Source organism: Paenibacillus uliginis N3/975, from assembly GCF_900177425.1.
In the GTDB taxonomy this organism is placed as follows: Bacteria; Bacillota; Bacilli; order Paenibacillales; family Paenibacillaceae; genus Paenibacillus_AQ; species Paenibacillus_AQ uliginis.
The window spans coordinates 1,534,117-1,559,938 of the sequence record NZ_LT840184.1; the positions used below are offsets into that span (position 1 = coordinate 1,534,117).

Annotated in this window: 23 protein-coding genes and 1 other annotated feature; of the genes, 20 read left to right on the forward strand and 3 right to left on the reverse strand. The window is 44.4% G+C overall.

Translation table 11 applies throughout. The annotated features are described in order from the left end of the window. Positions 1-330: 330 nt before the first annotated feature. The 10 genes from B9N86_RS07010 to B9N86_RS07050 all read left to right on the forward strand — a co-directional run bounded on the left by B9N86_RS07010 (position 331) and on the right by B9N86_RS07050 (position 13,029). Positions 331-1,401: a bifunctional 3-deoxy-7-phosphoheptulonate synthase/chorismate mutase gene (locus tag B9N86_RS07010; protein ID WP_208918371.1), complete on the forward strand. Its 1,071-nt coding sequence runs from the start codon at positions 331-333 to the stop codon at positions 1,399-1,401. Between the two features lie 80 nt (positions 1,402-1,481). Next, positions 1,482-1,711: a binding site (T-box leader), on the forward strand. A 92-nt stretch (positions 1,712-1,803) separates the two neighbouring features. Then, positions 1,804-3,345, forward strand: a complete 1,542-nt coding sequence (locus tag B9N86_RS07015) for a 2-isopropylmalate synthase (RefSeq protein ID WP_208918372.1) — start codon at positions 1,804-1,806, stop codon at positions 3,343-3,345. Positions 3,346-3,403: 58 nt separating this feature from the next. Continuing rightward, on the forward strand, positions 3,404-3,898 hold the full coding sequence (locus tag B9N86_RS07020) for a YbaK/EbsC family protein (protein ID WP_244562986.1): 495 nt from the start codon (positions 3,404-3,406) through the stop codon (positions 3,896-3,898). Positions 3,899-4,064: 166 nt separating this feature from the next. After that, complete coding sequence (locus B9N86_RS07025) at positions 4,065-5,102, forward strand: LacI family DNA-binding transcriptional regulator (protein WP_208918374.1); 1,038 nt, start codon at positions 4,065-4,067, stop codon at positions 5,100-5,102. A 636-nt stretch (positions 5,103-5,738) separates the two neighbouring features. Continuing rightward, complete coding sequence (locus B9N86_RS07030; RefSeq protein WP_208918375.1) at positions 5,739-6,698, forward strand: ABC transporter permease; 960 nt, start codon at positions 5,739-5,741, stop codon at positions 6,696-6,698. 18 nt (positions 6,699-6,716) lie between these two features. Continuing rightward, entirely contained in the window at positions 6,717-7,601 is an 885-nt protein-coding gene (locus tag B9N86_RS07035) for a carbohydrate ABC transporter permease (protein WP_208918376.1), read from the forward strand. 49 nt (positions 7,602-7,650) lie between these two features. Further along, the gene (locus tag B9N86_RS07040; protein WP_208918377.1) at positions 7,651-9,273 is read left to right on the forward strand and encodes an extracellular solute-binding protein; all 1,623 of its coding nucleotides are present in this window, start codon (positions 7,651-7,653) and stop codon (positions 9,271-9,273) included. A gap of 34 nt (positions 9,274-9,307) precedes the next feature. Next, a complete protein-coding gene (locus B9N86_RS07045; protein ID WP_208918378.1) occupies positions 9,308-10,579 on the forward strand; it encodes a Gfo/Idh/MocA family protein in 1,272 nt (423 codons plus the stop codon). Positions 10,580-10,618: 39 nt separating this feature from the next. Further along, a complete protein-coding gene (locus tag B9N86_RS30590) occupies positions 10,619-10,744 on the forward strand; it encodes a hypothetical protein (protein WP_280174974.1) in 126 nt (41 codons plus the stop codon). A gap of 326 nt (positions 10,745-11,070) precedes the next feature. Next, the gene (locus B9N86_RS07050) at positions 11,071-13,029 is read left to right on the forward strand and encodes a stalk domain-containing protein (RefSeq protein WP_208918379.1); all 1,959 of its coding nucleotides are present in this window, start codon (positions 11,071-11,073) and stop codon (positions 13,027-13,029) included. Positions 13,030-13,084: 55 nt separating this feature from the next. Here B9N86_RS07050 and B9N86_RS07055 read toward each other — a convergent pair whose 3' ends face one another. From B9N86_RS07055 to B9N86_RS07065, 3 genes are all read right to left on the reverse strand, one after another. Continuing rightward, positions 13,085-14,113 carry a YdcF family protein gene (locus tag B9N86_RS07055; protein ID WP_208920143.1) on the reverse strand — a complete coding sequence of 343 codons (1,029 nt, stop codon included), beginning with the start codon at positions 14,111-14,113 and terminating at the stop codon, positions 13,085-13,087. Between the two features lie 226 nt (positions 14,114-14,339). Next, positions 14,340-15,002, reverse strand: a complete 663-nt coding sequence (locus B9N86_RS07060; RefSeq protein WP_244562987.1) for a G1 family glutamic endopeptidase — start codon at positions 15,000-15,002, stop codon at positions 14,340-14,342. Between the two features lie 215 nt (positions 15,003-15,217). Continuing rightward, complete coding sequence (locus B9N86_RS07065; RefSeq protein ID WP_208918381.1) at positions 15,218-15,550, reverse strand: ribosomal protein L7/L12; 333 nt, start codon at positions 15,548-15,550, stop codon at positions 15,218-15,220. Between the two features lie 408 nt (positions 15,551-15,958). On the opposite strand from B9N86_RS07065, the gene B9N86_RS07070 reads away from it, so the two are divergent. The 10 genes from B9N86_RS07070 (at position 15,959) to B9N86_RS07115 (ending at position 25,786) form a co-directional block, all read left to right on the forward strand. Continuing rightward, positions 15,959-17,359 (forward strand): ABC transporter substrate-binding protein, encoded by a 1,401-nt coding sequence (locus B9N86_RS07070; RefSeq protein ID WP_208918382.1) that lies wholly within the window; start codon positions 15,959-15,961, stop codon positions 17,357-17,359. A 94-nt stretch (positions 17,360-17,453) separates the two neighbouring features. Further along, positions 17,454-18,344, forward strand: a complete 891-nt coding sequence (locus B9N86_RS07075) for a carbohydrate ABC transporter permease (protein ID WP_208918383.1) — start codon at positions 17,454-17,456, stop codon at positions 18,342-18,344. 36 nt (positions 18,345-18,380) lie between these two features. Then, positions 18,381-19,214, forward strand: a complete 834-nt coding sequence (locus tag B9N86_RS07080) for a carbohydrate ABC transporter permease (protein WP_208918384.1) — start codon at positions 18,381-18,383, stop codon at positions 19,212-19,214. Between the two features lie 156 nt (positions 19,215-19,370). Continuing rightward, complete coding sequence (locus tag B9N86_RS07085) at positions 19,371-20,285, forward strand: aminoglycoside phosphotransferase family protein (protein ID WP_208918385.1); 915 nt, start codon at positions 19,371-19,373, stop codon at positions 20,283-20,285. A 136-nt stretch (positions 20,286-20,421) separates the two neighbouring features. Beyond that, positions 20,422-21,378 carry an AI-2E family transporter gene (locus B9N86_RS07090; RefSeq protein WP_244562988.1) on the forward strand — a complete coding sequence of 319 codons (957 nt, stop codon included), beginning with the start codon at positions 20,422-20,424 and terminating at the stop codon, positions 21,376-21,378. 128 nt (positions 21,379-21,506) lie between these two features. Then, positions 21,507-21,998, forward strand: coding sequence for an RNA polymerase sigma factor (locus B9N86_RS07095; protein ID WP_208918387.1), 492 nt, complete (start codon positions 21,507-21,509; stop codon positions 21,996-21,998). Further along, entirely contained in the window at positions 21,995-22,963 is a 969-nt protein-coding gene (locus B9N86_RS07100) for a hypothetical protein (RefSeq protein WP_208918388.1), read from the forward strand. Before B9N86_RS07095 ends, B9N86_RS07100 begins: the two co-directional genes overlap by 4 nt. A 163-nt stretch (positions 22,964-23,126) precedes the next feature. Continuing rightward, positions 23,127-23,765, forward strand: coding sequence for a nitroreductase family protein (locus B9N86_RS07105; RefSeq protein ID WP_208918389.1), 639 nt, complete (start codon positions 23,127-23,129; stop codon positions 23,763-23,765). Between the two features lie 267 nt (positions 23,766-24,032). Then, the gene (locus B9N86_RS07110) at positions 24,033-24,965 is read left to right on the forward strand and encodes a carbohydrate ABC transporter permease (protein WP_208918390.1); all 933 of its coding nucleotides are present in this window, start codon (positions 24,033-24,035) and stop codon (positions 24,963-24,965) included. Further along, positions 24,962-25,786: a carbohydrate ABC transporter permease gene (locus B9N86_RS07115; RefSeq protein ID WP_208918391.1), complete on the forward strand. Its 825-nt coding sequence runs from the start codon at positions 24,962-24,964 to the stop codon at positions 25,784-25,786. The genes B9N86_RS07110 and B9N86_RS07115 overlap by 4 nt, the downstream gene beginning before the upstream one ends. Positions 25,787-25,822 lie beyond the last annotated feature (36 nt).

Sequence of the window (25,822 nt, forward strand, 5' to 3'; positions counted from 1 at the left end):
ATGCCACCCGACTGAAAGCATCCGAGCGAACGTTCCCGCCGAAGTTCATTCCTGAGCCGGTATTCTGATAGCTTGCGTTATGGCAGGCGGTAGGAGTACCCGTCCCCTTGCGTTAAAAGGTTCAAGTGAGATATGCGGCTATTTTGAAATATAAGAAAGTATAAGTTTTATACTTGGCTTATATTTCTCGAAGAAACGCTGTCGTTTTTTGAAAAAGACGACAAAGTTGTTCTTCTTAGCATATCTAATAAGGGTGGTACCACGACTCCACGTCCCTTTACGGACGGGAGTTTTTTTGTTTTCAATAGATAAAAAAAGGAGAGAGTCGGTATGAGTCAAGGAAGTTTAGAGCAGTTAAGATTACAATTGGATTCAGTAAATCTTCAGATGTTGGAACTGTTGTCGGAGCGGGCACGTATTTCCCAGGAGATCGGGCAGGAGAAACAAAAGCAGGGAGTTCCTGATTTCGATCCGGTAAGAGAGAAGAAAATGTTGGATGTAATTATCGAAAACAACAATGGCCCTTTTGATAATGAAACGGTTCGGCATTTATTCAAGCAAATTTTTCAAGCGTCGTTAAAACTCCAACAGATCGATCTTAAAAAACATTTGCTGGTCAGCCGTAAAAAGAAGAAAGAGGATACGATTATACATCTGGGTGATACAACCGTTGGCGGTGGTAAACCGGTGATGATTGCAGGACCGTGTTCTGTTGAGAGTTATGAGCAGGTACGTACCGTTGCAGCAGCTCTTAAAGAAGCCGGCATTACCGTAATGCGGGGAGGCGCGTTCAAACCGAGAACTTCTCCTTATGATTTCCAAGGACTCGGGATTGAGGGACTAAAAATTCTAAAAGAGGTTGCGTCCGAGTTCGGACTTAAGACAATCAGTGAGATTGTAGACCCTGCTCATGTTGAGATCGCTTGTGAATACATCGATGTTATTCAAATTGGCGCCAGAAACATGCAAAACTTCGAACTCCTGAAAGCTGCGGGGGATGTGAAAACTCCGATTCTTCTCAAACGTGGTCTGGCTGCCACGATCGATGAATTTGTTCATGCTGCGGAGTACATCGTATCTCGAGGAAATACACAAGTCATGCTGATTGAACGTGGTATTCGTACGTATGAGAAGGCGACAAGAAATACATTGGACATCTCTGCTGTACCTATTCTGAAACAAGAAACTCACCTTCCGGTACTGGTCGATGTGACACATTCAACGGGACGCAAGGATATTCTGGCACCGTGTGCCAAGGCAGCTTTAGCCGCTGGAGCAGACGGTGTCATGGTTGAAGTTCATCCAGATCCTGCAACCGCCTTGTCTGATGCTGCTCAACAGCTGAATATTCCTGAATTCAATGACTTTTATGAGATTGTTAAGAAATCGGGATTGTTATAAAATTGTGCAGATGTGAATTCTGGAAGATTAAGGGTTGACAAAACGCTGTCAATTCCCTAAAATAATTATCAATTTCATATTCAAATGTTTTGATTAGAAATAGTAGAAGTGAAATGACTTTTCAGAGAGCCGTTGGCAGGTGCGAAACGGTAATGTCGTTCCCTTTGAACTCGTCTATGAACAGCTACCTGATCATGTAGGGTTAGCCGGAGTTCCACCGTTACAGGGATAGATGGTGATGGCCATCGAAGAAGATCATTTTGTATAAAATGAATTAGAGTGGTACCGCGGGTTCAACCTCGCCTCTATACGTAGAGGCGGGGTTTTTTTGTTGATTAAATTCCGGGTTTAATCAACCCCGCTTGATATAGATTAACTAAGATCTCCAAGGAGGAATTGCTGATGGACCGCAACATTATTGTATTGGACACTACTTTGCGCGACGGAGAACAAGTTCCGGGCGCCAAACTGAATGTACAACAGAAGGTTGAATTCGCACAGCAGTTGAAACGGTTGAACGTCGATATTATTGAAGCAGGTTTTCCTGCGTCTTCTGCAGGGGATTTTCAATCGGTTCAGGAAATTGCAAGAACCGTAGGCGACAGTGTCTCGATTACCGCACTCGCACGGGCCGTGAAGGGCGATATCGACGCCGTGTATGAAAGTATTAAGCTTGCGCACAATCCGCTAATTCATATTGTGCTTGGCACCTCGAACATCCATGTCGAGAAGAAATTCAACCGCTCCAAGGATGCTGTGCTCCAGATGGGTGTTGATGCGGTCAAGTACGCCAAGACACTGCTGCCTCATGTGCAGTACTCGACGGAGGATGCTTCAAGATCCGACTTTGAATATTTATGGAAAACGATCGAAGCCGTTGTTAGAGCTGGAGCAACGATGATTAATGTACCGGATACGGTCGGTTACGCTGTTCCGGATGAATTCGGTGAGTTGATCCGTAAAATTAACGAGCGCCTGAAAAACCTGGACGATAAGGTAATCCTCAGCGTGCATTGCCATAACGATCTCGGGCTGGCCACGGCCAATACACTCAGCGCTGTGAGAAACGGTGCCGAGAAAGTGGAATGCACTATCAACGGTTTAGGGGAGCGTGCTGGCAACACTTCGCTTGAAGAAGTGGTAATGGGACTAAAAGTCAGGGCAAATCACTTTAACGCTCACACCAATATTCAGTTGAAAGAGCTGATTAGAACCTCCCGATTGCTGACTCATTTGACGGGATTGGATGTGCAGGTGAATAAGGCGATTACGGGTGAAAACGCATTTGCGCACTCCTCCGGTATTCATCAGGATGGACTTCTCAAGGATAAGCAGGTCTATGAGATCATGTCGCCGGAGGAAGTCGGTGCTGATAGTATGGAGCTGATCCTGACCGCCCGTTCCGGAAGACATGCTTTCAAGAATGCTGTTGAGAAATTAGGTTTTGAATCAGGGGAAGATGACGATTTTGAAGCACTGTTCCAAAAATTCCTTACATTGGCCGATGCGAAGAAGGAAGTATATGATCATGACGTATTTTACCTGGTGACCCATCACCGTACTCATGAAGAAGTTAGTAGCCATCTGTACGAGCTGGATTCCTTCCAAGTCGTGACTAATGATCTGTACCCTACGGCAACCGTCAAACTGAAAAAAGGCAATGAGACATTTAAGGACAGCATGGTGGGTGATGGTCCGATTGATGCGCTGTACAGCGCCATCAAAGCATTGGTTGGCTTGGAAGTCCAATTAAAGGATTACAAAATTAACAGTCTGTCGAGGGGGAAAGAGGCCATTGGCCGGGTGAACATCCGGATTGAATACGAAGGCAAAATCTATTCCGGGCGTGCTATGGATACGGATATTATTAAGGCAAGCGCGTTAGCTTTTCTTAACGGAATTAACGCCGTTTTGCTTGACGTTACCCAGGATGTACAGGCGTAAGCCCCATGAAGCCTGCTTAATTCCTGCTATAGAACGGATTATTGCTTGAATTAGAAAGGTGAAGGGAGCTACTCTATATGGAACCCTTAAAAGAAAGGCACAGCGGGTGCAGAATATCTTAGGGGATATGGGATATAGTAATCAAGTTGTGGAGCTGCCTGAAAGCACGCGTACCGCGGAGGAAGCTGCTGCCGCCATCGGATGCGAGGTGGCACAGATTGCGAAGTCGATTATTTTTCGTCTTGCGAATTCAAGCAAACCACTGTTAGTTGTGGCCAGCGGTGTGAACCGTGTCAATGAGAAGAAATTCTCGACCTTACTCCAGGAAAAGCTTAAGAAAGCGGACGCAGACTTTGTGCGGGAGCAGACTGGATTTGTCATTGGAGGAGTGGCTCCAATTGGTCATGTGAGGGAGATCATGACTTTCATCGACGAGGGCCTTTTCCAATACGGAACAGTTTGGGCTGCAGCAGGCCATCCCAAGGCCGTGTTTGAATGCTCACCCGATGAGTTGGTTGCATTCACAGGCGGTCAAGTGATGTCGATTACGTAAACCTCGTCGGTCTGGAGTCTCGGCCTCCATAGTCTTCTGAAGTGAGCGAGGCTTGTCGTGCAACGGTTTGGACATCAATTTGACGCCCCAAAATGACAACGTTTATGCTATGATCAATGGATGGGCGGAAAATTTGGTTCCAAATTTTGCGAAGGAGGAGATGCGATTGACTAAGCTTAAAGATATCGCCGAGCGGGTCGGGGTATCCATATCTACGGTTTCGCGGGCAATCAGTAACGATGCAAGCCGTCCGGTCAGTGAAGAAACCAAGCAGAAAATCCGGGAAGCGGCACTTGAACTTGGTTACAAACAACATGAACCATCCAGAAACGCAAATGATAACAACGCGGCGATCAAGCGGATCGCCTGTATCGTTCCCCAACTCCTGATGGACGACCACCCTTATTTCTCCAAGGTTTTAGTCGGTTTCCATAAAAAAATGGAGGAACTCGGGCAGCCTCCAGCCATTGTTCGTACATGCGAGGAAGTTAATGATGCGGAAAAAATACGGCTAATGCTGAGGGAGACAGGGGCACAGGGGATTGTTGCCATCAGTTGGTACGACGAGGAGCTGTTTGAGCAGATACAGCAGGATGGTGTTGTGATCATGGGGGTGAGCCTGAATGATGAACGGCTGACGGTACCTGTCGTAGACTGTGACCGCATCCTTTCGGCGAGGGCAGCGGTACGCCACTTGATTGACCAAGGACATACGCGGATCGCTTATATCGGGGGCCCCGCATATTCCAAGCAGATGGAGAGCGAAGAACGGTTTGTCGGTTATAAATTTGCGATGCTGGAAGCCAACCTGCAGCTGCGGGAGGAGTGGCTGATGAATACCCGCTGGAATGTGGATCGAAGCTTCAGTAAGATGTCCGAGCTTCTAGGACGGCTTCCAAAGGCGGAATGGCCGACCGCTGTTTTTTGTGCTAGTGATATGCTGGCTATTCCGGCCATGCGTGCCGTTGTTGAGAATCATGGTAGCATACCGGAGGATATCGCGATTGTGGGGATGGACAATATTGATGTGGCCCAGTATACGACTCCGCCGCTAACCTCCGTTTCCGTGCCCAAGTACGAGATCGGCAGGGTAGCTGCTAAATCCATCGTGGATTATTTGGACGGACATTTCCCGATGGCGACCAAAATATTGCTGCCGTGCTCCCTTATTATCCGGGAATCCTCCAGCTTCTCCAGAATTTAAAATTTACATTAGATGTACATTTATATTACATATAATGATAATTATATGCTCAAAAAGCAGCCATCGGTGTGAAAGCCGGCGGCTGCTTTTTGCATTCTTAACCAAAAACCAGGATGGTATTACGCCAAAATAATCCAAAAAAATATTTGACAATACATATTAGCTATATTATCATGAGTGAAAATCAAAGAGACGTTTGGAAAGTCTTTTTAGATTTGGAATCGATATATATTATTCTTCGTTCAAATTAACTCTTGATATGATTGCGTTTTCATATCTTTCATAATAAGGGTATTTCAGAATAGAGCGCATCCTCTTATTGATGATATAAGTCCTTGTGTTGCAGTGGATTTATCTTCCGCATACCAACTATACTCCAAATATAATCCAATTTAATCTCATGATTTGTCCGAAATAAATCCAAACTTGTATGATGACATCCGAATCCTTCGGGTTTTATTTATAGATTGATTTCACGTTATTATAACTGACATACAATGCGTCGGAAATACCGCAATCCACCAACCTGTGACTTAACGGTAGCCGAAGAGCATGGCAGATGCCAGAAAAAATAAGGGGGGAATTCATGAACTAGTACATAGCAGGTCAACAAATACATACCCGAGGTGATGCTCATTGGCTAATACGACCATACAGCCCGCAGTAAATGCGGTACCCGAAACAAAATGTAAGCGCTTCAAGAGGAATCGTATTTTACGTAATTGGCAGCTTTATGTGCTTATTTCTCCCGTCATTGCTTACTACATCCTGTTCCAGTACGTTCCGATGTATGGGATCCAGATCGCCTTTAAGGATTTCATAGCAACTCAAGGGATTTGGGGCAGTCCGTGGGTCGGATTTGAGCACTTTGATCGGTTTTTCAACAGTTATTATTTCTGGCGTCTAATCAAAAACACGCTCGGTATTGGCTTATACACCCTGGCTGTTGGATTTCCGATTCCTATTATTTTGGCTTTGCTCATGAATGAGATCCGAGCTGAAAGATTCAAAAAATTCGTGCAGACGATAACTTATGCTCCGCATTTTCTGTCCACTGTGGTAGTTGTCGGGATGATGATGATCTTTCTGTCACCCCGTTACGGCATCATCAATCATTTTATTGAAATGTTTGGAGGCCAGCCGATCAATTTCATGACCGAGCCATCCTGGTTTAAGTCATTATACGTTCTGTCGGATGTATGGCAGACCATGGGCTGGAGCTCCATTATTTATTTGGCAGCCCTTGCCGGTATTGATAACCAACTGCATGAAGCTGCGCGTGTAGATGGTGCGACACGGCTTCAGCGCATATGGCATATTAACATACCCGGCATCATGCCAACGATTATCATCCTTCTGATTTTGAACATGGGGAGTATCATGGGTATCGGTTTCGAGAAGGTGCTCCTGATGCAAAACAATCTGAACATGGAGAGCTCCGACATTATTGCCACCTATGTCTACCGAATGGGGATTCAGAATGCCGAATATAGCTTCTCGGCAGCGATTGGATTGTTCAATTCCATCATCAACTTTGTCCTGCTGGTTGTTGTGAACTTTATTTCGAAGCGCGTGAGCGAGACAAGTCTTTGGTAAAGAGGGGAGAGTTGAACCATGCAAATTGAATCCAGAGGGGACCGCATTTTTAATGTTATCAACTATTCGATTCTGATCTTGGTCACCATCATCGTTATGTACCCGCTGGTCTTTGTGCTCAGTGCATCGTTTAGCGATCCGCAGGCGGTTCTCCGGGGCGAAATGATGCTGTGGCCAAAGGGGATCAATCTGAACTCATACGAGAAAATATTTCAGAACAAGGATATTATTAGCGGATTTACCAACACGCTTGTTTATACATCGCTTGGCACGCTGATTAACCTTACGATGACTGTCCTAGCGGCCTATCCGCTGTCCCGGAAGGATTTTGTTGGGCGCAATGCCATTATGGCTCTGCTAGTTTTCACCATGTTCTTCAGCGGTGGTCTGATCCCGACGTATTTGCTGATCAAGAACCTCGGTATGCTGAATTCGCTCTGGGTTATGATTATTCCGAATGCGGTATCCATCTGGAACATCATCATTATGAGGACCTTCTTCCAGCAGTCCATACCAGGCGAACTGCAGGAGGCAGCGACTATCGATGGATGCTCGAACATCAAAATTTTGACCCGGATTATCCTGCCGCTCTCCCTGCCGATTATCGCGGTGACTATTTTGTTCTATGCGGTTGGTCATTGGAATGCTTTTTTCAATGCACTGTTGTATTTGTCAGATAAAGATAAATTCCCGCTGCAGCTGATCCTCCGTGAAATCCTGATACAGGGACAAACGAATGATATGGTCAAAATGTCGACGGAATCGGCGATTAAGCAGCAAAGGGAAGTGGAGGGTATTAAATACGCCGTGCTGGTCGTTGCGAATATCCCGATGCTGGCGCTCTATCCGTTCCTTCAGCGGTATTTTGTCAAAGGCGTTATGATTGGGGCCATCAAAGGATAATTCCTTGTATGGATATAGTGTTGGAACATAAAAAAGGGGAGGAAATCGAATGAAGCTTAAGCAATGGGGAAGTCTTCTGTTGAGCTGCATGTTGTCGGTATCATTGGTGGTGGGCTGCAGTTCCAATGGTTCAGGAGGAACGAAAGAACCGGATTCATCGGGAGAAGCCGCGGCCAAGATTAACGAGACGGGATTTCCGATTGTAAACGACAAAATCACGGTCACGGGTTTTGCCGGAAAGTTCTTTGCCAACGCCGACTGGAACAACATTAAGCTGTGGCAGGAATATGAAAAAATGACGAATGTTCATGTGCAGTGGGACACGGTGCAGAAAGACAATTTGGCGGAAAAGCGTAATCTGCTGCTCGCCGGCGGCGATTATCCGGAAATATTCTACGCCTCCGCATTCCCAAGAGCTGACCTGCTGAAGTACGGCAAACAGGGCGCATTTATACCGCTGAATGATCTGATAGATAAATACGCGCCGAATTTTAAAGCGTTGATGGAGAAGTACCCTGTCATCGAGAAGGGGATTACGATGCCGGACGGTAATATTTACGGGCTGCCGACGCTGTTCGATCCGGAGTTCAGATCGGTGCTGTACGGAACGCCTTGGGTGAAGTCGGAGTGGCTCACGAAGCTCGGTATTGCGGAGCCGCAAACGCTGGATGACTTTTATAACATGCTGAAGGCATTTAAGGAGAACGATCCGAACGGAAACGGCCAGAAGGATGAATATGCCTGGGGTGGTGTCAAAACTACCGGCATCGTGAATTATTTGCGCGGTTCGTTTGGCCTCAATTATCACGGGACCTCGAATATTAACGTTGATACCGATCCGGAGAGCGGAAAGGTCCGTTTCATACCGTCTGACCCACGATACAAAGAACTGCTTCAGTTCGTGAACAAGCTGTACAAGGACGGCCTGTTGGAGCAGGATATCATGTCCGTTAAAAGCACTGAAGTGGACGCAAAAGGGATGGAAGGGCTCCTCGGGGTTGTAGATAACGTGGACCCGGTCGCCATTTACAACCAGGAGGGCTATGTCGGACTGCCGGTACTGAAGGGGCCGCACGGAGATCAGATGTTCAGTGCCACAGGCTCACCACTTGGAAATATCGGGATGTTTGTCTTGACAGATAAAGCGAAGAATCCGGAGGCGTTGATCCGCTGGATGGATTACTTCTACAGCGATGAAGGTATCCGAATGTTCTTTATGGGCTGGAAAGACGAGACGTATACGGAAGATGCAGACGGTAATGTGGATTACGTGGACGATATCAAGAACAATCCGGGCGGACTTAATCTGGACCAGGCGGTAGGGCAGTACCTGATTTGGCCTGGCGGATACTATCCTGGCTTTGTAACGCAGAAGTATTTTAAAGGAGCGGAAGGGTTGCCGACGTCCGTAGAAAATGCGAAAAAAGCCGAGCCATACGTCATACCTCAAGACAAGATCTGGCCGCCGTTTAACTTTACAGCTGATGAACAGTCTGAGCTTACCGGCATCCAGGCAGACATTAACACGTACGTGGAGGAGATGAGTGATAAATTTATATCCGGCAATGAGTCCTTTGATAACTGGGACCAATATGTAGCTACTCTGCAAAAAATGGGGCTGGACCGCTACCTGGCCATTTACCAGTCCGCGGCAGATCGATACACCAAATAATGATGTGCACTTGAACATAAAGGAGCGACACGATATGACTCAAATCAATGCCGTATTGATCGGGGCAGGAGCACGCGGCGCCGGGGGCTATGCCCCCTATGCCCTGGATTACCCGCATGAGCTGACCTTTGTAGCTGTAGCCGAGGCTGATCCGGCGCGGAGAATCCGGTTTGCCGAGAAGCACGGTATCCCCCCTGAACGGTGCTATGAATCATGGGAGCCGCTGTTGGCAGAGTCTTGTGTAGCCGATATCGCGGTAATTTGCACGCAGGACCGTATGCATTATGGTCCCACGATGCAGGCTTTAAAGCAAAAGTACCACGTGCTCCTGGAGAAGCCAATGTCTCCGGATCCGAAGGAATGTCTGGAGATGGAGCAGGCGGCTGTTGAAAACGATCGGCTACTGACCATATGTCATGTTCTAAGGTATACCCCTTTTTGGAGTACCATCAAACGGGTGATTCAGCAGGGAACTATTGGAGAGATCGCTTCGATCCAGCTGAACGAGAATGTGGGATATTGGCATATCGCCCACAGCTTTGTAAGGGGGAATTGGAATAATTCCGACAAGGCCAGTCCGATGATTCTAGCCAAATCCTGTCATGACATGGATGTGCTGTCTTGGCTGATGGACCGACCGTGCACGCAGGTCAGCTCCTTTGGCTCATTGATACATTTCCGTGAAGAGCAGGCACCGGAAGGATCGACCGATCGCTGTATCGACTGCAAAGTGGAGTCCACCTGCCCATACTCGGCACCCCGCTTTTATCTGAGTAATGAGTACAAGGGATGGGCAGGGCATTTTACCCAAGAGCTAACCAAGGCGAACATTATTCAGGGACTTCACGAAACGGACTATGGCCGCTGTGTGTATCGGAGCGATAACAATGTGGTCGACCATCAGGTCGTTAATATGGAGTTTGAGGGCGGTGCTACCGCCATGTTCAGCATGTGTGGGTTTACGTATGAACAGGAACGCAGAATTCAGATCATGGGGACCCGTGGCGAGCTCCGGGGAGAGGAAGGGAAAATCACAGTCTTCGATTTTTTAACAGGACAAAAAACGGAGATCACGATTCCTTCACAGTCCAGCGGACATGGCGGGGGCGACAGCGGTATTGTTGCCAGCTTCCTAAATGAGGTCCGTAACTATAACGGGCAAGAGAGTCTGACGTCTGCCAGTGCTTCCGTACGGAGCCATCTCATTGCGTTCGCGGCTGAGAAATCCCGGTTGAATCACGGCCAATCCATTAATCTGAATGAATATGCACAGGAATTGATGGCAAAAGAAGAGACAGCAAAGTAAATCGAGAACTATATTAAAATTGCATTATATGAAAAATTCGTGATAGTTAAAACAGAAGATGTTGCTGATCTTAAGGTCGCAGCTTCACAGTCTATGCGAAGAATAATGAATGAGATGAAACGCCGCTGCGTGATCGCAGCGGCGTTTTTGCGAGAACTGAAGTAAAGGCAGAGTAGCGGAGAGGACGAATCAATTCCGGAGAAGCGGCAGCGATCGCCTTTGTCCCCGAATTTCAACCATGTTACATGTGATTTCAGGAAATTTGGGGGCAACAGCGAGCGGAGGAATGATTCGTACTCGTAGCGCCTTACAACGAATAAGAGGGGCGTTCTAAGATCTTATAATCTTTTGGGACAGCCCCGTTTCACATCTATATCTACACGTATTTTGAAGATCAGAAGCGTGTTAGGTTCTAGAGAGGAAAACCTCTTATTTTGTCGAATAATCAACTATGTTGAAAAATATTCCAAAACTAGAGAGGGGTCATATTGTTGAGGAAGACGTTATATCATATCGTCTTAATCGGTTTGCTGCTTGGTTTGGGTTCAGTCACTTGGACAGCCGGGCAAGCTTCCGCTGCGGATGCTTCGCCCCAGATTAAAGACATCATAGGCAAGAAAACATTATTGATGGAAGACGGCAGCATGTGGTCATTAATTAATGGTAACCAGGTCATTCTTACTCCGGGGAATATCGCATCGATTCACGGTACGGAGTACGAGGGCATGGGAGTGACCCGCGATGGCAAGCTGATTCAGTGGGACATAGGAATGGCTCCACATGTTGTGAAGGACCAGACAGGAGTCAAGCAGGTGGCGGGTAATACATGGCTTAAGACGGATGGAACTGTTTGGCACAGTACAGGAAAAATAAAAGAACTCAACAGCATCTCGTTAATCAGTTACGGAGATCGGGAATTTGCGGCTTTGACCCAAAATGGTGATGTGCTGTTGGAAGACTCCTATAAACCGGGATCTTACAAGAAGCTGGGTACGATATCGGATGCGGCCTTCGTTACAGCTCTGACGGTACATGATAGTCGTGTCGCCTTGTTGTACAACAGCGGTAAAGTTGTTGTGTATGAAGTCCACAACTTTGATGATAACGGTAAAATCATCCCGGTTACGATTGCAGAAGATGCCGTTCATATCGTTTATACCTCAGGAGACCCTACAGATCAATTGTTGGTCACACGTAAGGACGGTACGGTTTGGACTACAGGGAATTACAAGGATCGTTGGAAGTTAGCTAATCAGGTGCCTGGTCTAAGTGATATCGAACAGACAGCTGCACTGGACAATTCCGAGCAATTTTATGCGAAACGCAGCAACGGTAGTTGGGTGATGTTCGACAAGGGGGATGTGAAGCTCGTCGACGTGCCAAGCGTAAAAAAATTGGATGTATCGTTTTCTGATCTGAAGCCGTTTGTGGGTGATAAACTAAATGTCAGCATACAGGAAACATACACAAATGGAGCGAAAATCAAAGTTCCTGCTAGTAAGGCAAACATTGAGGTTGAAAAGCCGCATTTGCTTCAATTACAGTCGAACGACACGCTCAAAGTTCTCGGTGTAGGCGAGACGAAAGTCACGATAACTTCAAATGACATATCGAAAACCGTGACCGTATCCGCCAGTCTGCGTAATAACCTGAAATATTCCAAGCAGGCTGACGGCATCGTGTTTGTGCCTGCTAAATCGGTATTTCAAGCATTAGGCGGCATCGTTTCTTCATCAGGAGGGGGATTGGATGTGAAGCTCGGCGATACAAGTCTGTCGTTTAAGGCGGGCGATACCCAAGCCAAGCTGAACGGACAAGCAATCCAATTAAAAGCGGCTCCTATAAATGATAAACAAGGGACCTTAATCCCTGTCTCGCTGTTGTCAGACGCTCTAGGGGCTAGTACCAAATGGGATAGCAAGTTTAAGCAGGCTGAAATCTCTTTTGGAGAAGCAAGTATGACTGTTGTGTCCTCCGAAACGGCATCGTTAATCAAGAAAGCGGCCCAAGGCAGTCTATCCAGATTTATTGGAAAAACCTATTGGATTAACTATTTCCAAGGATGGGAACGTTTCTCGAAAGTTACAGTAACCGATATTGTACCGGATGACACAGGATCTTTCACGATTCTTTTCAGATCTGCAAAAGGTAAAACTTTGAAGAGTTATTCTATGTCATCTTCCAACGTTTCACAGCTGCTTGCGGATGAGACATATTTTTACAAGTTTGATCCGTACAAGAAATATAAATGGTCCGCATCCACCTGGAAACTGATAAAAGCTGAACAAGTTTCTCTCGGCATGACGAAGGATCAAGTTCGAATGTCAATCGGGAATCCGGGTAGCAAGAGCGTTACTGCTATTAACGGAAATACGATTGAGATATGGGAATACAGCAACTTTGATACGGTTTCTTTCGTGAACGGCAAGGTGTTTTTGATAATTATGTGATGATAAAAAAAGGGAATCCAAAGTTGTTCTTTTGGATTCCCTTTTTCTTGTTTATTTAAACAAAAAAATTAATAGTTGTTAGGAGTATAGAAAATCCCAAAATCGTTCCTACCACAATGCTATGCCGTTTACGATTCATCACAATAATAGCAATATATTCCCGAATCATTGCATTTGGCCAGTAATAGAAAGCGGTTTTTGAACCAATTCCTTGGCTACTTAACCCAGCTTGTTTTGCATATAGGCTAGCACGGAATAGATGGAAATTGTTTGTTGTGAAGATGCTGTTGTATTCGCTACCCTTTAATGAATCCATAATTTGTTTTGAGAAAAGCATATTCTGATATGTATTTACAGAGCGATCTTCTTTCAGCGTGTGCTCAGGAGGAATCCCTTTTTCTATAGCATATATTTGCATAGCTTGGGCTTCAGGAAGGTTTTCATTAGGTCCTTGTCCACCAGAGAAAATAATTGTAGGCGGGGAAGCCACAGTCGCTTGTTTCCTATAAAAATCGATAGCCTTATTAATTCTGCTCGCTAAAAGTGGCGGTACTTTATCGTTAATTAAACCACTCCCAAGAACGATGATGAAATCCTGATTATTTTTTGGTCTGTTAAATTGATACAGAAAATAAGCAGTTAAGAAATTTGTTAAATGAAAAAAGAAATAAACCACAATTAAAGATGCCCCTGAAAACATATATTTGAAGTTCGGGGATAAAAAACGAGCGGGATCAATAATTAAGAATAGGATTAATAATAAAAGACATGTCCCCAAAATAAAAGTTAAACAGTTAGAAAATCGTCGTCCTTCTTTTTTTATAAGAATTTTCGCATTAAGAAATAATCCAATGATTAAAGCAAATAGACCAAACGTTGATATAAAGAGAAAAATGAAAAATGGTGCAATGGCGATTAGCCTGAAAATCGCAATGTCGGAGCTAAATGCCAAATAACAGAAAAAAATAAGAAATGAACAAAAAAACATGTTGAATAAAAAACCGTTTATTATTCTTCTAGGATCTGTTAAATAAAAGCCTAGAAAAGTAATTAGTAAAATAAGAGTAACAATTCCAAGAAACATCACGTTTGTAGACACCTCAATTTTTTATATAAATAATTGTCTTGTTATTATATAATGAAAGTGTTGTAAAACCACCGAAATAATTGATATAGATGACTGATAGCATATCATTTAATATTGCCAAACCATAAAAAATCATTCGAAACTCAGAACTAGATAAATTACATAATCGATAAGAAACAAAAGGAATCCAAATTTGTTCATTTGGATTCCTTTTTTCTACTTCTTATGAACGTCTTACGACAAAAGCGTTGCCTGTCTGGTTGGGACGGGTGGGAATGGAGATGATTCGGTCGTCCTGAACCATTACAACTCTCTCAGCATGGTTTAGCCTTGGGATTTTGCCGTTAACACGGCAGCGAGTAAATGTCACGGCGGTTAAACGGGCTAATCGTGTATTATATCCTCCAACCTGGGGAGCTTCCACGATCCATTCTGCAGAGGCCTGCGGGCCTGTGTAGCGCTGAAGTGTAAGGAAAGTCCAGTTCTGGGTCAAATTTTGAAGGGAAATCAACCATTTGTTGCTGGTGCGCTTGAGAATGATAGCCTTCATGCGGTCTCCGGGATGAACAGGCTTAGCTATAAACGTTGCTGTAGCGGGGAGTATTTCCCACCAAGCATAATATTCGCTTTTCCCATTCACGAAATCATGACCGGTTCCGGTCTGAATCAGGTTTCTATTCTGAAAACCATCAATCCCGATCCAGGCGGAGGAATAAGAAGCGTAGGGAGTAGGCCGAACGAAGGGGACAGTCCACTCTGCTGAAATCCGATGATATGCCCCTTTTTTGCCGGAAAAAGCATATCCGCTCCAATTGCTGGACACCCAGCTTATGCTGCGCCGTACCTTGCTTGATTTTTCTATCTGACAAGGTTGCTGATATTTCATATGATTATAGGTTCTCATCTGTTCACCGCCTTCAAGATGGTTAGTATATTTAATGCTGTTCTGAAAGACGGTGAATGGGTATTCTGTTAAGAATATATTCAATGTTAAGCAATGCAGTGAGAGACTAGAGATTTTCGTGAACGAAAAAAACTGTCCGGCACACATTCATTGAGTGTTGGACAGTTTTTGTGTTTAGATCTAATGAAAGATTGAGGTTATTGGTTACGCTCCATGTTATCTACGTAGTTCTTTGCTTCTAAAAGTGATATCCCTCTCGCTTCCCTCAGCATCTTGATGGCCTTAATCTTCTGATCTGATGTAAGTAATACGCGGAGCCGTTCTTCCAGATCTGCGTCTATGCCATAGGTATTCGGTTCAGAGACTACTGGAGTTACTGATTTGTATGTTTGTGGGTTTTCCGGACGATTCTTCATCCACTCCAGGTCTGATTGTATGTCATTCAGTTTGCTCTGAAGGCTAAAAACTTTAATCAGTAGAAGGAGGGATAGGATGAGTGCGGCAATCGCGATAATTTCGGTAGTTTCCATTTGGTATTCCCCTTTCTTTTAACTATTAAAATGCGTTTAACTTTATATGTGCAACCTCATTCCTCAGTTAGTATATCAGAAGTACATACAAATATAATTAATGTTCTGACAAATGTATATAAATATTGGAATCCCCGATTATTAACCGCCCCTTTCGCAATAAAGTTGAGTCGACCCTTCATTTTACTATGGAGGTTTTTTTATTTGTGATGTTTAAAGTGGTGTATGCGCGCAGCGTCTTACAACATATGCATGGGATTGTCTTGAGTCTACGGGCCTTTTGAGAACCCCCCATTTTTTGTATGATAAAAGTTCAGAATATCCTTATCAATACTTAAATATGCTTTAGTAATGTGTTGTGTAAACGCATACAAATCGGAATCGTTGCAACTAAAAGGAGGGTGAAGAATGAAGAAAGCTAAGAGGTTACTATTTCTTATCGCAATGACGGTCTTATGTGTTTCTGTGTTGTTTGGTTGTACTAGCAAAACGGATAAACCAGCGGATTCCAGTAAACCAGGGACAGGGGAGGGAACACAGACTCCAAAGACAACTATCACCATTACCTTTAGAGATGACGGAATTGGAGAGAATGGAACGTTATATAAATGGATAAAAGAAGTAGCTGCAAGCTACCCTGATAAAAATGTGGAGATCAAACCGGCACCTATTCAGGCGTCTGAAGGAGATTATTTTGCCAAGATCGCTTTAGCATTGAAATCCAAAGATACAGCACCGGATATTGTAACAGAGGACACGTTCATTCTGAACTCGGATGCAAGCGCAGGATTTCTGGAACCGCTAGATGAGCAATTAAAGGGTTGGGAAGATTGGACCAACGGTTCCTTTATTGAAGCTATGAAAAAAGGCGTAACCGCAAGTGACGGAAAGGTATACGGGGTGCCATACAACACGGATTCCAGAGGATTATGGTACAACAAGGATATTTTTAAACAAGCAGGACTTCCGGAAGATTGGCAGCCGAAATCATGGGATGATGTCTTGAATGCAGCGAGAACGATTAAAGAAAAAGCACCTGATGTTGTTCCCATCTGGATGAACATGGGCAAGGCAACAGGAGAGGCGACATCGATGCAGACCTATGAAATGCTTCTGTATGGAACCGGAGAGAGACTTTATGACGATGCTAGCGGGAAATGGATCATTAAGAGCCAAGGGATCATGGATGCGTTGACCTTCATTGAGACAGTGAATAAAGAAAAGCTGGGTCCACCGCTGTCTAAAGTGCTGAACGGTCAAGCAGGAAATACATCGACACGAGAGTATTTGCCGAAAGGCAAGCTGGCGATATCGCTAGACGGTTCATGGATTACGGGCAATTATTTCCCGGAGGGCGCTTCCCCGTGGCCGGAATATAAAGATGTGCTCGGTTTCGCTCCGATGCCGACAAGTCAAGGTCAGGCACCGGGATCGATTACACTCGCCGGAGGCTGGGCGTTATCGATTCCAAGCAATTCGAAGCACAAAGAAGAGGCTTGGAATTTTATCAAGTATGCACTTAATAAAGAGAACACTCAAAAGCTTGTTATCGCTTCAGGCAATATCACGGTCCGTACAGACGTGGCTAAGGATCCTGAATACACGAAAATGCCTTTTAACGAAATTGCAACGGAATATTTGAAAAATGCTGAATTTAGACCTGCTCAGGAAAAATATCCGGAAGTATCAACTCAAATCCAAACCATGGTTGAGTCTGTGACTACGGGAACCTCACCAGCAGATGCGATGAATAAATACGCCCAGGATGTGACCAGAATTGTGGGCGGAGATCATGTAATGGAAAAGTAATTGTAAAGAGCTTGCTCAAGCGAGTCCTTTTGAACGAGAGCGTTTGGGCAAGCTGTTTTTTCAGACCTTCAGCGGGTGGGAGGAGAACCGGAACATGAGCAGTTTGGCAGTTAATGATTTCAATAAGAAGAGACAGACTTATACGTGGCTCTATTTCTTACTTCCTTCAATTGCTATTATGTTAGTGTTTTTTATTTATCCGATCCTGTTAACCTTTTTCTATTCCTTCACGAATCTTGCTTTAACAGGAGAAGCGGCCAAAGATCTGAAATTCATCGGGCTTGATAACTATATTCGTATTGTTGAAGATCCGACAGTCCGGGTGAGCATATGGAACACGATCATCTTCTTGATTGGTTCTGCTGTCATTGGACAACAAGTGTTAGGATTTCTCATTGCTCTATTGATGAAGCATAGAAACAAAACGTTCAGGCGTGTGATTGGAACGATTGTATTAGCCGGCTGGGTAACTCCGGAAATCGTATGCGCTTTATGTTTATACAGCTTTTTCGCGGATGAGGGCACACTCAATGCCATTATTACCTTCTTCGGATTTTCAGAGGTTACCTGGTTGTTTACCGTTCCGATGCTTACCATCATCCTGGCGAATATTTGGCATGGTACAGCGTTCTCCATGCTTGTATTCCAGGCAGCGCTAGACGACGTTCCAACTGAGATCGAAGAAGCGGCCGTTGTGGACGGCGCGTCAAAGTGGAAGATCTTCACGAGAATTATTGTACCGTATATCAAAGGCACGATTACAACAAATATGATGCTGGTTACGTTGCAGACGCTGGGTGTATTCGGACTGATCTATGCGATGACCGGAGGCGGACCAGGTACTTCGACGACCACATTACCTATCTTTATGTACAATCAGGCGTTTGTTAATTATCAGCTTGGTTATGGAACCGCGATATCCTTATTGCTGCTGCTTATTGGTATTGTTTTCAGCCTGCTCTATATTCGATCGATGAAAGAATGAAGGTGAAATGTTCACAAAACTCTGAGGAGAATTCATATGAATGCCAAACAACGTAAAATGATCTATCGAGTGATGCCGTATACGATACTTACTCTGATAGGAATCTGTTTCGTATTGCCGCTGCTGTGGGTTCTTGTTGCCTCTATTGATTCCAATGCGATGCAGTCCCTAAAGCTTCCGACCCGGGTAACCGGGGACAACTATGTTGAAGTGATCACTAGTAGTGAAAATCAGCGTGCCTTTCTGATTGGTCTAATCATGTCCATTGGCCAAGCTGTACTCGTGGTATTGTTGGCACTGCTTGCGGCTTATCCATTATCACGCTATCAAATGAAATATAAGAAGCCGTTTATGCTAACTATACTATTTATGACTTCTCTGCCAATCACGGCTGTAATGGTACCTGTATACCAATTGTTTCTCGGATTGAAGCTGTATGATAACATTTTTGGCGTTATATTGTTTTATGTCGCCTCGTCTATGCCTTATGGAATATGGATGATGAAAAACTTTATGGATTCGGTGCCGAATGATTTAGAAGAAGCTGCCTGGGTGGATGGGGCTTCTATCTTCACCGGGATACGAAAAGTAGTCGCTCCACTAATGGTTCCGGGCATTTGCACGGTCGCGATCTTTACGTTCTCCGGAAGCTGGGGTAATTTCTTTGTGCCGTACATCTTGCTGCAGTCACCCGAGAAATTTCCAGCATCATTAAAGCTGTACCAGTTCTTTGGACAATACGGTATGGTGGATTACGGCAGTTTGGCGGCGTTTTCGGTCTTGTATGCCATTCCAGCTATCATTATGTACATTCTGTCACAGCAGTTTATGTCCAAAGGCTTCGGGCTGCAGGGCGGGACAAAAGGATAGGGGTGAATCATCCGGGGTGAAATGGAACCACGTCGATTAAGACGTGGTTTTTGTACTGATGATTGTAGACAAACTTATCTGTAACGATTAAGTTGCATATTTTCAGTTTTTAGATGATTATAACGAGTAGGAAATGATACATCGGAGGTACACAACATGAGTCAAATTTTCAATGGAATACCGGATGCGCATACCTGGAACAAAGCGGAAGCCATTCATAAAGGTTGGTCCAAAGACAAGAAATATTATATCCAAGACGCAGACGGCGGGGAAATGCTGCTTCGAACGTCTGACATTTCTCAATATGATAAGAAAAAATGGGAATTTGAATCGTTGAAGCAGCTACAACATATTGATGTTCTCATGTCCCGTCCCATTGATTTTGGGGTATGTAATGACGGCCAGTCCGTGTATTCCTTGCTCACTTGGATCGAAGGAGAAGATGCTATTGACGCTCTTCCTTTATTAAGCGCTAAAGATCAATATATGCTCGGTGTAAGGTCAGGAGAGTTTTTAAGAAAAATGCATCAAATTCCTGCCGAGAACAATCACACACCATGGGTAGAGTATTACAATCAAAAGATCGATAAATATATAGCCAACTATAGAGCTTGCGGCATTCATCTAGAGGGAGATGATATCATCATCAACTATGTTGAGCAAAATCGATATTTGTTGGATGACCGCATCTCAACTTCTCAACATGGTGATTATCACATTGGAAATATGATTGTTGCACCAACCGGTGAGTTGGGAATCATTGATTTTAACAGACTTGATTATGGAGATCCGTGGGAGGAATTCAATCGTATTACGTTCGATGCAAGCTTGAGTGGATACTTCGCATCAGGACGTGTTAACGGATATTTTAACGATGATGTACCAGAGGCATTTTTTAGATTGATGGCATTATACATAGCAAGCAACCAGCTTTCATCGATTCACTGGGCGATTCCGTTCGGGGAAGAAGAAGTTGAATTTATGCTGAAAAGAGCAGAAGAGGTTATGGATTGGTATGATGGATTCCAGAATAATGTACCAAACTGGTATATATCAAAATACGTTGAGTAAGACTATTTTTACTTCTGGCTAACGAATGACGAGTAAACTATAATCATAGAATAGACATAAAACAAAACGAGGGAAGCCCATGGAATTTTTGCGAACATTTTTCGCCCAAACTATTGTAAAAAGAATACTTTTTCTTATGCTGGTTGTAATACTGCTATACAGCCTTCGGCACATGCTTAATTTACTGCTTCTCTTGTTCCTAGTTACGTTTGTAATGGGGCGTCTTGAGGGGTTCGTAACGAGAAAGCTCAACCGCCTGTTCCCTGTCTCACCACTAGTGGTAAACATCGCCTTATATCTGCTTTTGGTAATCTCATTGGTGTTTGGCATTTTGAACTTTGTACCTAAGATCGTGGTTCAAGTTGTGGATATGTTCAATAATATTACTCGCTTCATGAATTCTTCCCAGCAGAATGAATTTGTGGAGATGACTGCTGCTGCACTTGAAAAGCTGGATTTCCAAAAATACTTGGGTAACGTAGTGAATTACATTATGATGTTGGGGAAATGGCTGGAAATCATTTTGTTCGTCCTGTTGTTAAGCTTTTTCTATCTGGTCCAAAAAAAGAAAGTTGTACAATTTACGGAGAAATTCCGTCACAGTAAAATTAGCTGGGCTTATAAAGAGTTCTACTATTATGGTAGGAAGTTCACTTCTTCCTTCGGTAAAGTAATTGAAGTTCAACTGCTCATTGCCGTGTTCAACACGGTTTTAACGATCATCGGCCTCTGGATATTAGGTTTTCCGTATTTGTTCGCCCTCACGATTATGGTGTTCCTGTTAAGTCTCATTCCCGTGGCGGGAGTAATTATCTCATTTATTCCCATTGGTATCATTGGATACCAGATTGGCGGTTTGAGTCTGGTGTTATGGACAATCCTTATGATTTTGGTTGTTCATGCCCTCGAGACGTATTTCCTTAATCCAAGATTATATGCGTCCAAAACGAAACTTCCGATGTTCTATACGTTTATTATTCTTATTTTTTCACAGCATTACTTAGGGATATGGGGGCTTATTATTGGTATTCCCATCTTCATGTTTCTGTTGGATGTGCTAGGAGTTGAACAGTCGGAAGAAGCGACTGAATAAAATAGACCACACAAATATCACGTCATTTATGGCGTGTTTTTTTGTTGGTCTGTTGGAGGGATTTTTTAACTAAATGTGACCATTACGCGTCCTTAATTGTGTTAAGGGTAAAAGGAGGTCTAACCCATATGCAGAGTGATTCGCTCCGGCCGGGCGGAGATTTTACAGAAACCTATCAATTGTATGGCAGTATGCTTTTTAAAATAGCGATGATTCACCTTGGCAACAAACAGGATGTGGAGGAAGCTATCCAGGAAACATTCATTAAGCTGATGTATAAATCGCCAGAGTTTAGTGACCAGGAGCATAAAAAAGCTTGGCTGATCCGGGTGATCACGAACCATTGTAAAAACATGCAAGGCAGTCTGTGGCGCAAACGGGTCATCAAGATGGAAAATTTGAATGATTATTTTGAGCAGCCTTCTGACCGAGCACTGATGGATCATGTGATGAGCCTGCCGTTCAAGTACAAGACAGTCATACACCTGTTTTATTATGAAGATTATTCTGTACGGCAGATCGCCGGGATTTTGCAAATAAGTGAATCCGCCGTGAAAATGCGTCTCCAGCGCGGAAGGAAACTGCTAAGAATGGACTTGGAAGGAGAGGACGAATCATGAACCGGAATGAATACAAGACATTGATCAATCAGATTGTGCCTGATGAAGGGCTCGAGCAGCGGATCCTAAAAAAGTTAAAGCGCAAGAACCCCCGCACAATTAGGTTGAGCCGAATGGGAGTTGCTGTCGCTAGTGTGGCAGTCATGATCGGTCTGGGACTTGTTATTTCCTTAGCTTGGAGCAACGAAAAGACACCTGCTACCTATACGATCCGGCCATCTGTGGATAGTCCGGCTCTCAATCAAAAAGAAGATCCGGAGGCAGTGAAGATTCCCAAGATAGAGCTGCCGAAACAATCCAATGCAATGGCGGACATGATCGGCTTAATTGTGTACAAAGGGAATATCTATACCCAGACGGGAACGCGCATTACGCCTGAAACCGCCAAGCAGCTGCGGGGAGATAAACTCGGACGGTCCAAGGCTGGAATCGATGAATGGAGCCAACCTTCTGATTATACGGAGCTTGCATCAACCATAGGAGAAATGGACGTATACTCGGTAAAAGAATACGATGAAGATTTTAGAATCATGTCATATCAAGAGGACGAAGGACAGATCTACGCCGAATTGTATGAGCGTCTGAACGGGATTACGATTGCCACGGGCGGGGATTTATTCGGTAAGCTAAACCTGAAGGGCAGCATTAAATCGGTGAAATGGCAGGATTTTGGCAGCTGGGATATGGGGAAGGACAGCTTTCAGGAGCTTGAAATGGAATCGACGCTGCAGGATTTTGTGAAGAAGTTATATGAGGCAAAGCCTGTTGCCGAAGATCAGTTATATAAGGCCGGAATTTATGAGTCTAAAGCGGAGGATCAGAAATTTCTGTACTTTATGTTGCAAGATGGGACAGAAGTACAGCTAAGATTGTTTAAAAGCGGAAATTATGTAAAATACGCTGCTGCTCCAGTCTTTTTTCAGTTGGAACCTGAAGTTTTCTCTGCCATATGGGAACGAATGTAGCATGATACTAAAGCCCTTGCGCTGCAAGGGTTTTTTTGTTGTCACAATAATGTCAGAGTTAAGCTCATATTTACACAGTTATAAGCAATAAACAACTTACTTTTTCACAGTAACTGTGATAACATAGAATAAAAATAACAGATTACATAAGGAGAGTTTATATATGAACGGAATAGCGAACTCATTCACCGAGCTTTTAAAATCCAGGAGATCTGCAATGAAATTCATTCCGGATGTGAAGATCAGCCGGCAGGAGCTTGAGGAGATGTTCAATCTAGTCAAGTACGCGCCTTCCGCATTTAATTTGCAACATGCCCATTATGCGGTCGTGACAGATCCGGCATTAAAAGAGCAGGTATATGAGGCGTCATACCGGCAGTATAAAGTTCTCACCAGCTCAGCGGCTATTGTGGTTCTGGGCGATCTGGAAGCTTATCATGACATCGGACCGATGAATGAAGGTATGCTGAACCTCGGCATTATAGATAAGTTTGAATTTGATAAGAACGTTCGAGAAGTACATGAGTTGTATGAATCCAGAGGAGAAAATTTCAAGCGGGATGAAGCGATCCGTAACGCAAGTCTGTCTGCTATGCAGTTTATGCTGATTGCTAAGGAGCGGGGATGGGATACTTGTCCGATGATCGGTTTTGACCCTGAAGCGATCCGGCAAACACTTCAAATCCCTGAAAGATACGAACCGGTCATGCTTATTACACTCGGGAAAGAAGACACGAGCAAGCAACGGCCTCGCGGCTATCGCAAACCGAACGGAGAATTTGTAACATATTACGGTGAATAAGTTTGTGGCGTCTATCGCTCAATCCGACAACGAAAATATTTCCAGCTTGTCAAGTATTGTCGAATTATAAATATGAATATTTGTTGACAATATTCGGATGGCGATTGTAAGATAGGATCAAGATGAACATGTGATGGAGAACAGGAGAATCACATAAATTGCGTGTCTTTTGACATGTGGCTTATGTGTTTTTTTGTTCTCTTTTTTTATGGTTCTCATGCCGCGGGTGGATACAGACAGAGATTTTAAAGAAAGGGGTAAATCGATTTGACTAATAATGAAAGCGTTTTATTTGGTAAAAACTCTAAAAGTAGGATTGTCAAAAAAAGAGAACGGGGGGAGCAAGCGTTAGCCTATGCGTTTTTAGCCCCTTCAGTCATTCTGTTTATTATGTTTTTGTTCTACCCGATGCTGAAATCGGTGTATCTCAGTATGACAATAACTGATCCGCGGGGGCAGGTCGCCGAATTTGTATGGTTTGAGAATTTTGCGAAGCTGCTTGGGTCCGAAGCGTTTTATTCGGGGTTGGGTGTTACTTTACTGTTTATTTTGTACACCGTGCCTACTTCACTCGTGTGGTCGCTGTTTCTGGCTGCAGTTACACACAATAAGCTCCGCGGTATGAAGGTGTTCCAGTTTGTATTTTCTCTGCCGATTGTCATATCCGTCGGTACAGGATCTATCATCTGGTTTCTCCTGTTTCATCCGACAGCAGGCATGCTGAATTACTTCTTGAGTCTGGTGAACATCAGTCCGATTCCTTGGCTGACCGATCCATCCTGGGCGCTCATTTCGATCTCGCTGATGACGATATGGATGAACATGGGCTTTCTATACATCGTTCTCTCCAGTGGTCTTCAGGGGGTACCTGAGGAAATTTATGAAAGTGCCAAAATGGACGGTTCCGGCCCGATTCGTACGTTCATTCAAATCGTCCTTCCGCTGCTGTCGCCAACGATCTTTTTTGCGCTTATCGTATCGGTCATCGGCGCTTTTCAGGCATTTGGCCAAATCCATATTCTCACCAAGGGGGGGCCGATCAATTCGACCAACGTGATCGTGTACTCCATTTACCAGGATGCCTTCGTCAATTTCCGTTTCGGCATTGGCAGCGCGCAGGCATTGATTCTGTTTGTCATTATTCTGGCGCTTACATTGCTGCAGTTTAAAGTTCTTGAAAAGAAGGTGCACTATCAATGATAGCCAAAAGAACAACGTCCCTTTTCACATATTTGCTGCTGCTCGTTTTGGCGCTTGTAGTGTTATATCCTCTCCTATTTGCCGTGTTTTCTTCGTTTATGACCGAGCAGGAAGTTTCTAACTTCCCACCGCCGCTTTTTCCATCAAGCTTATACCTGGGGAACTTTGCAGAGGCTGTATCCGGATTTCCGATCGTGCGTTTTATTCTGAACAGCTTTATCGTATCCACGGCGATCATGATTTGTCAGGTGATCACATCAAGTCTTGCAGCGTATGCTTTCTCGTTTCTGAAGTTTAAAGGGAAAGCCTTGCTGTTCGCGCTCTTTCTCTCCACGATGATGATTCCGTGGGAAGTTACAATCATTCCGAATTACTTGACGATCAAGGATTGGGGCTGGATGGACAGTTATCAAGGCCTCATTGTGCCGTTTATGGCAGGCGCATTCGGGGTGTTTCTGCTGCGGCAGTTTTTCCTCCAGCTTCCGGGGGAGCTGTTTGATGCAGCAAAGATTGATGGCTGTGGTCACCTGCGTAATTATTTTTCCATGGTGATTCCGCTGTCACGTTCGGCCATTGCCACTCTGGCGGTATATGTGTTCTTAACCCACTGGAATCATTACTTGTGGCCGCTCCTGATCACGAACAAAGCATCCATGCGAACAGTTCAGATCGGGGTGGCGATGCTGCAGCATGCCGAGGTTATGTCGTGGAACCTGATATTGGCCGGAGTCACACTGGTACTGCTACCATCCTTTATATTGCTGGCTTTCGGAGTCAAACAACTGGTGCGCGGCATTACGGCTGGCGCGGTCAAAGGGTAACTTTTGGTGATTCGCCTGTCTACCAGTCAGGCTTGT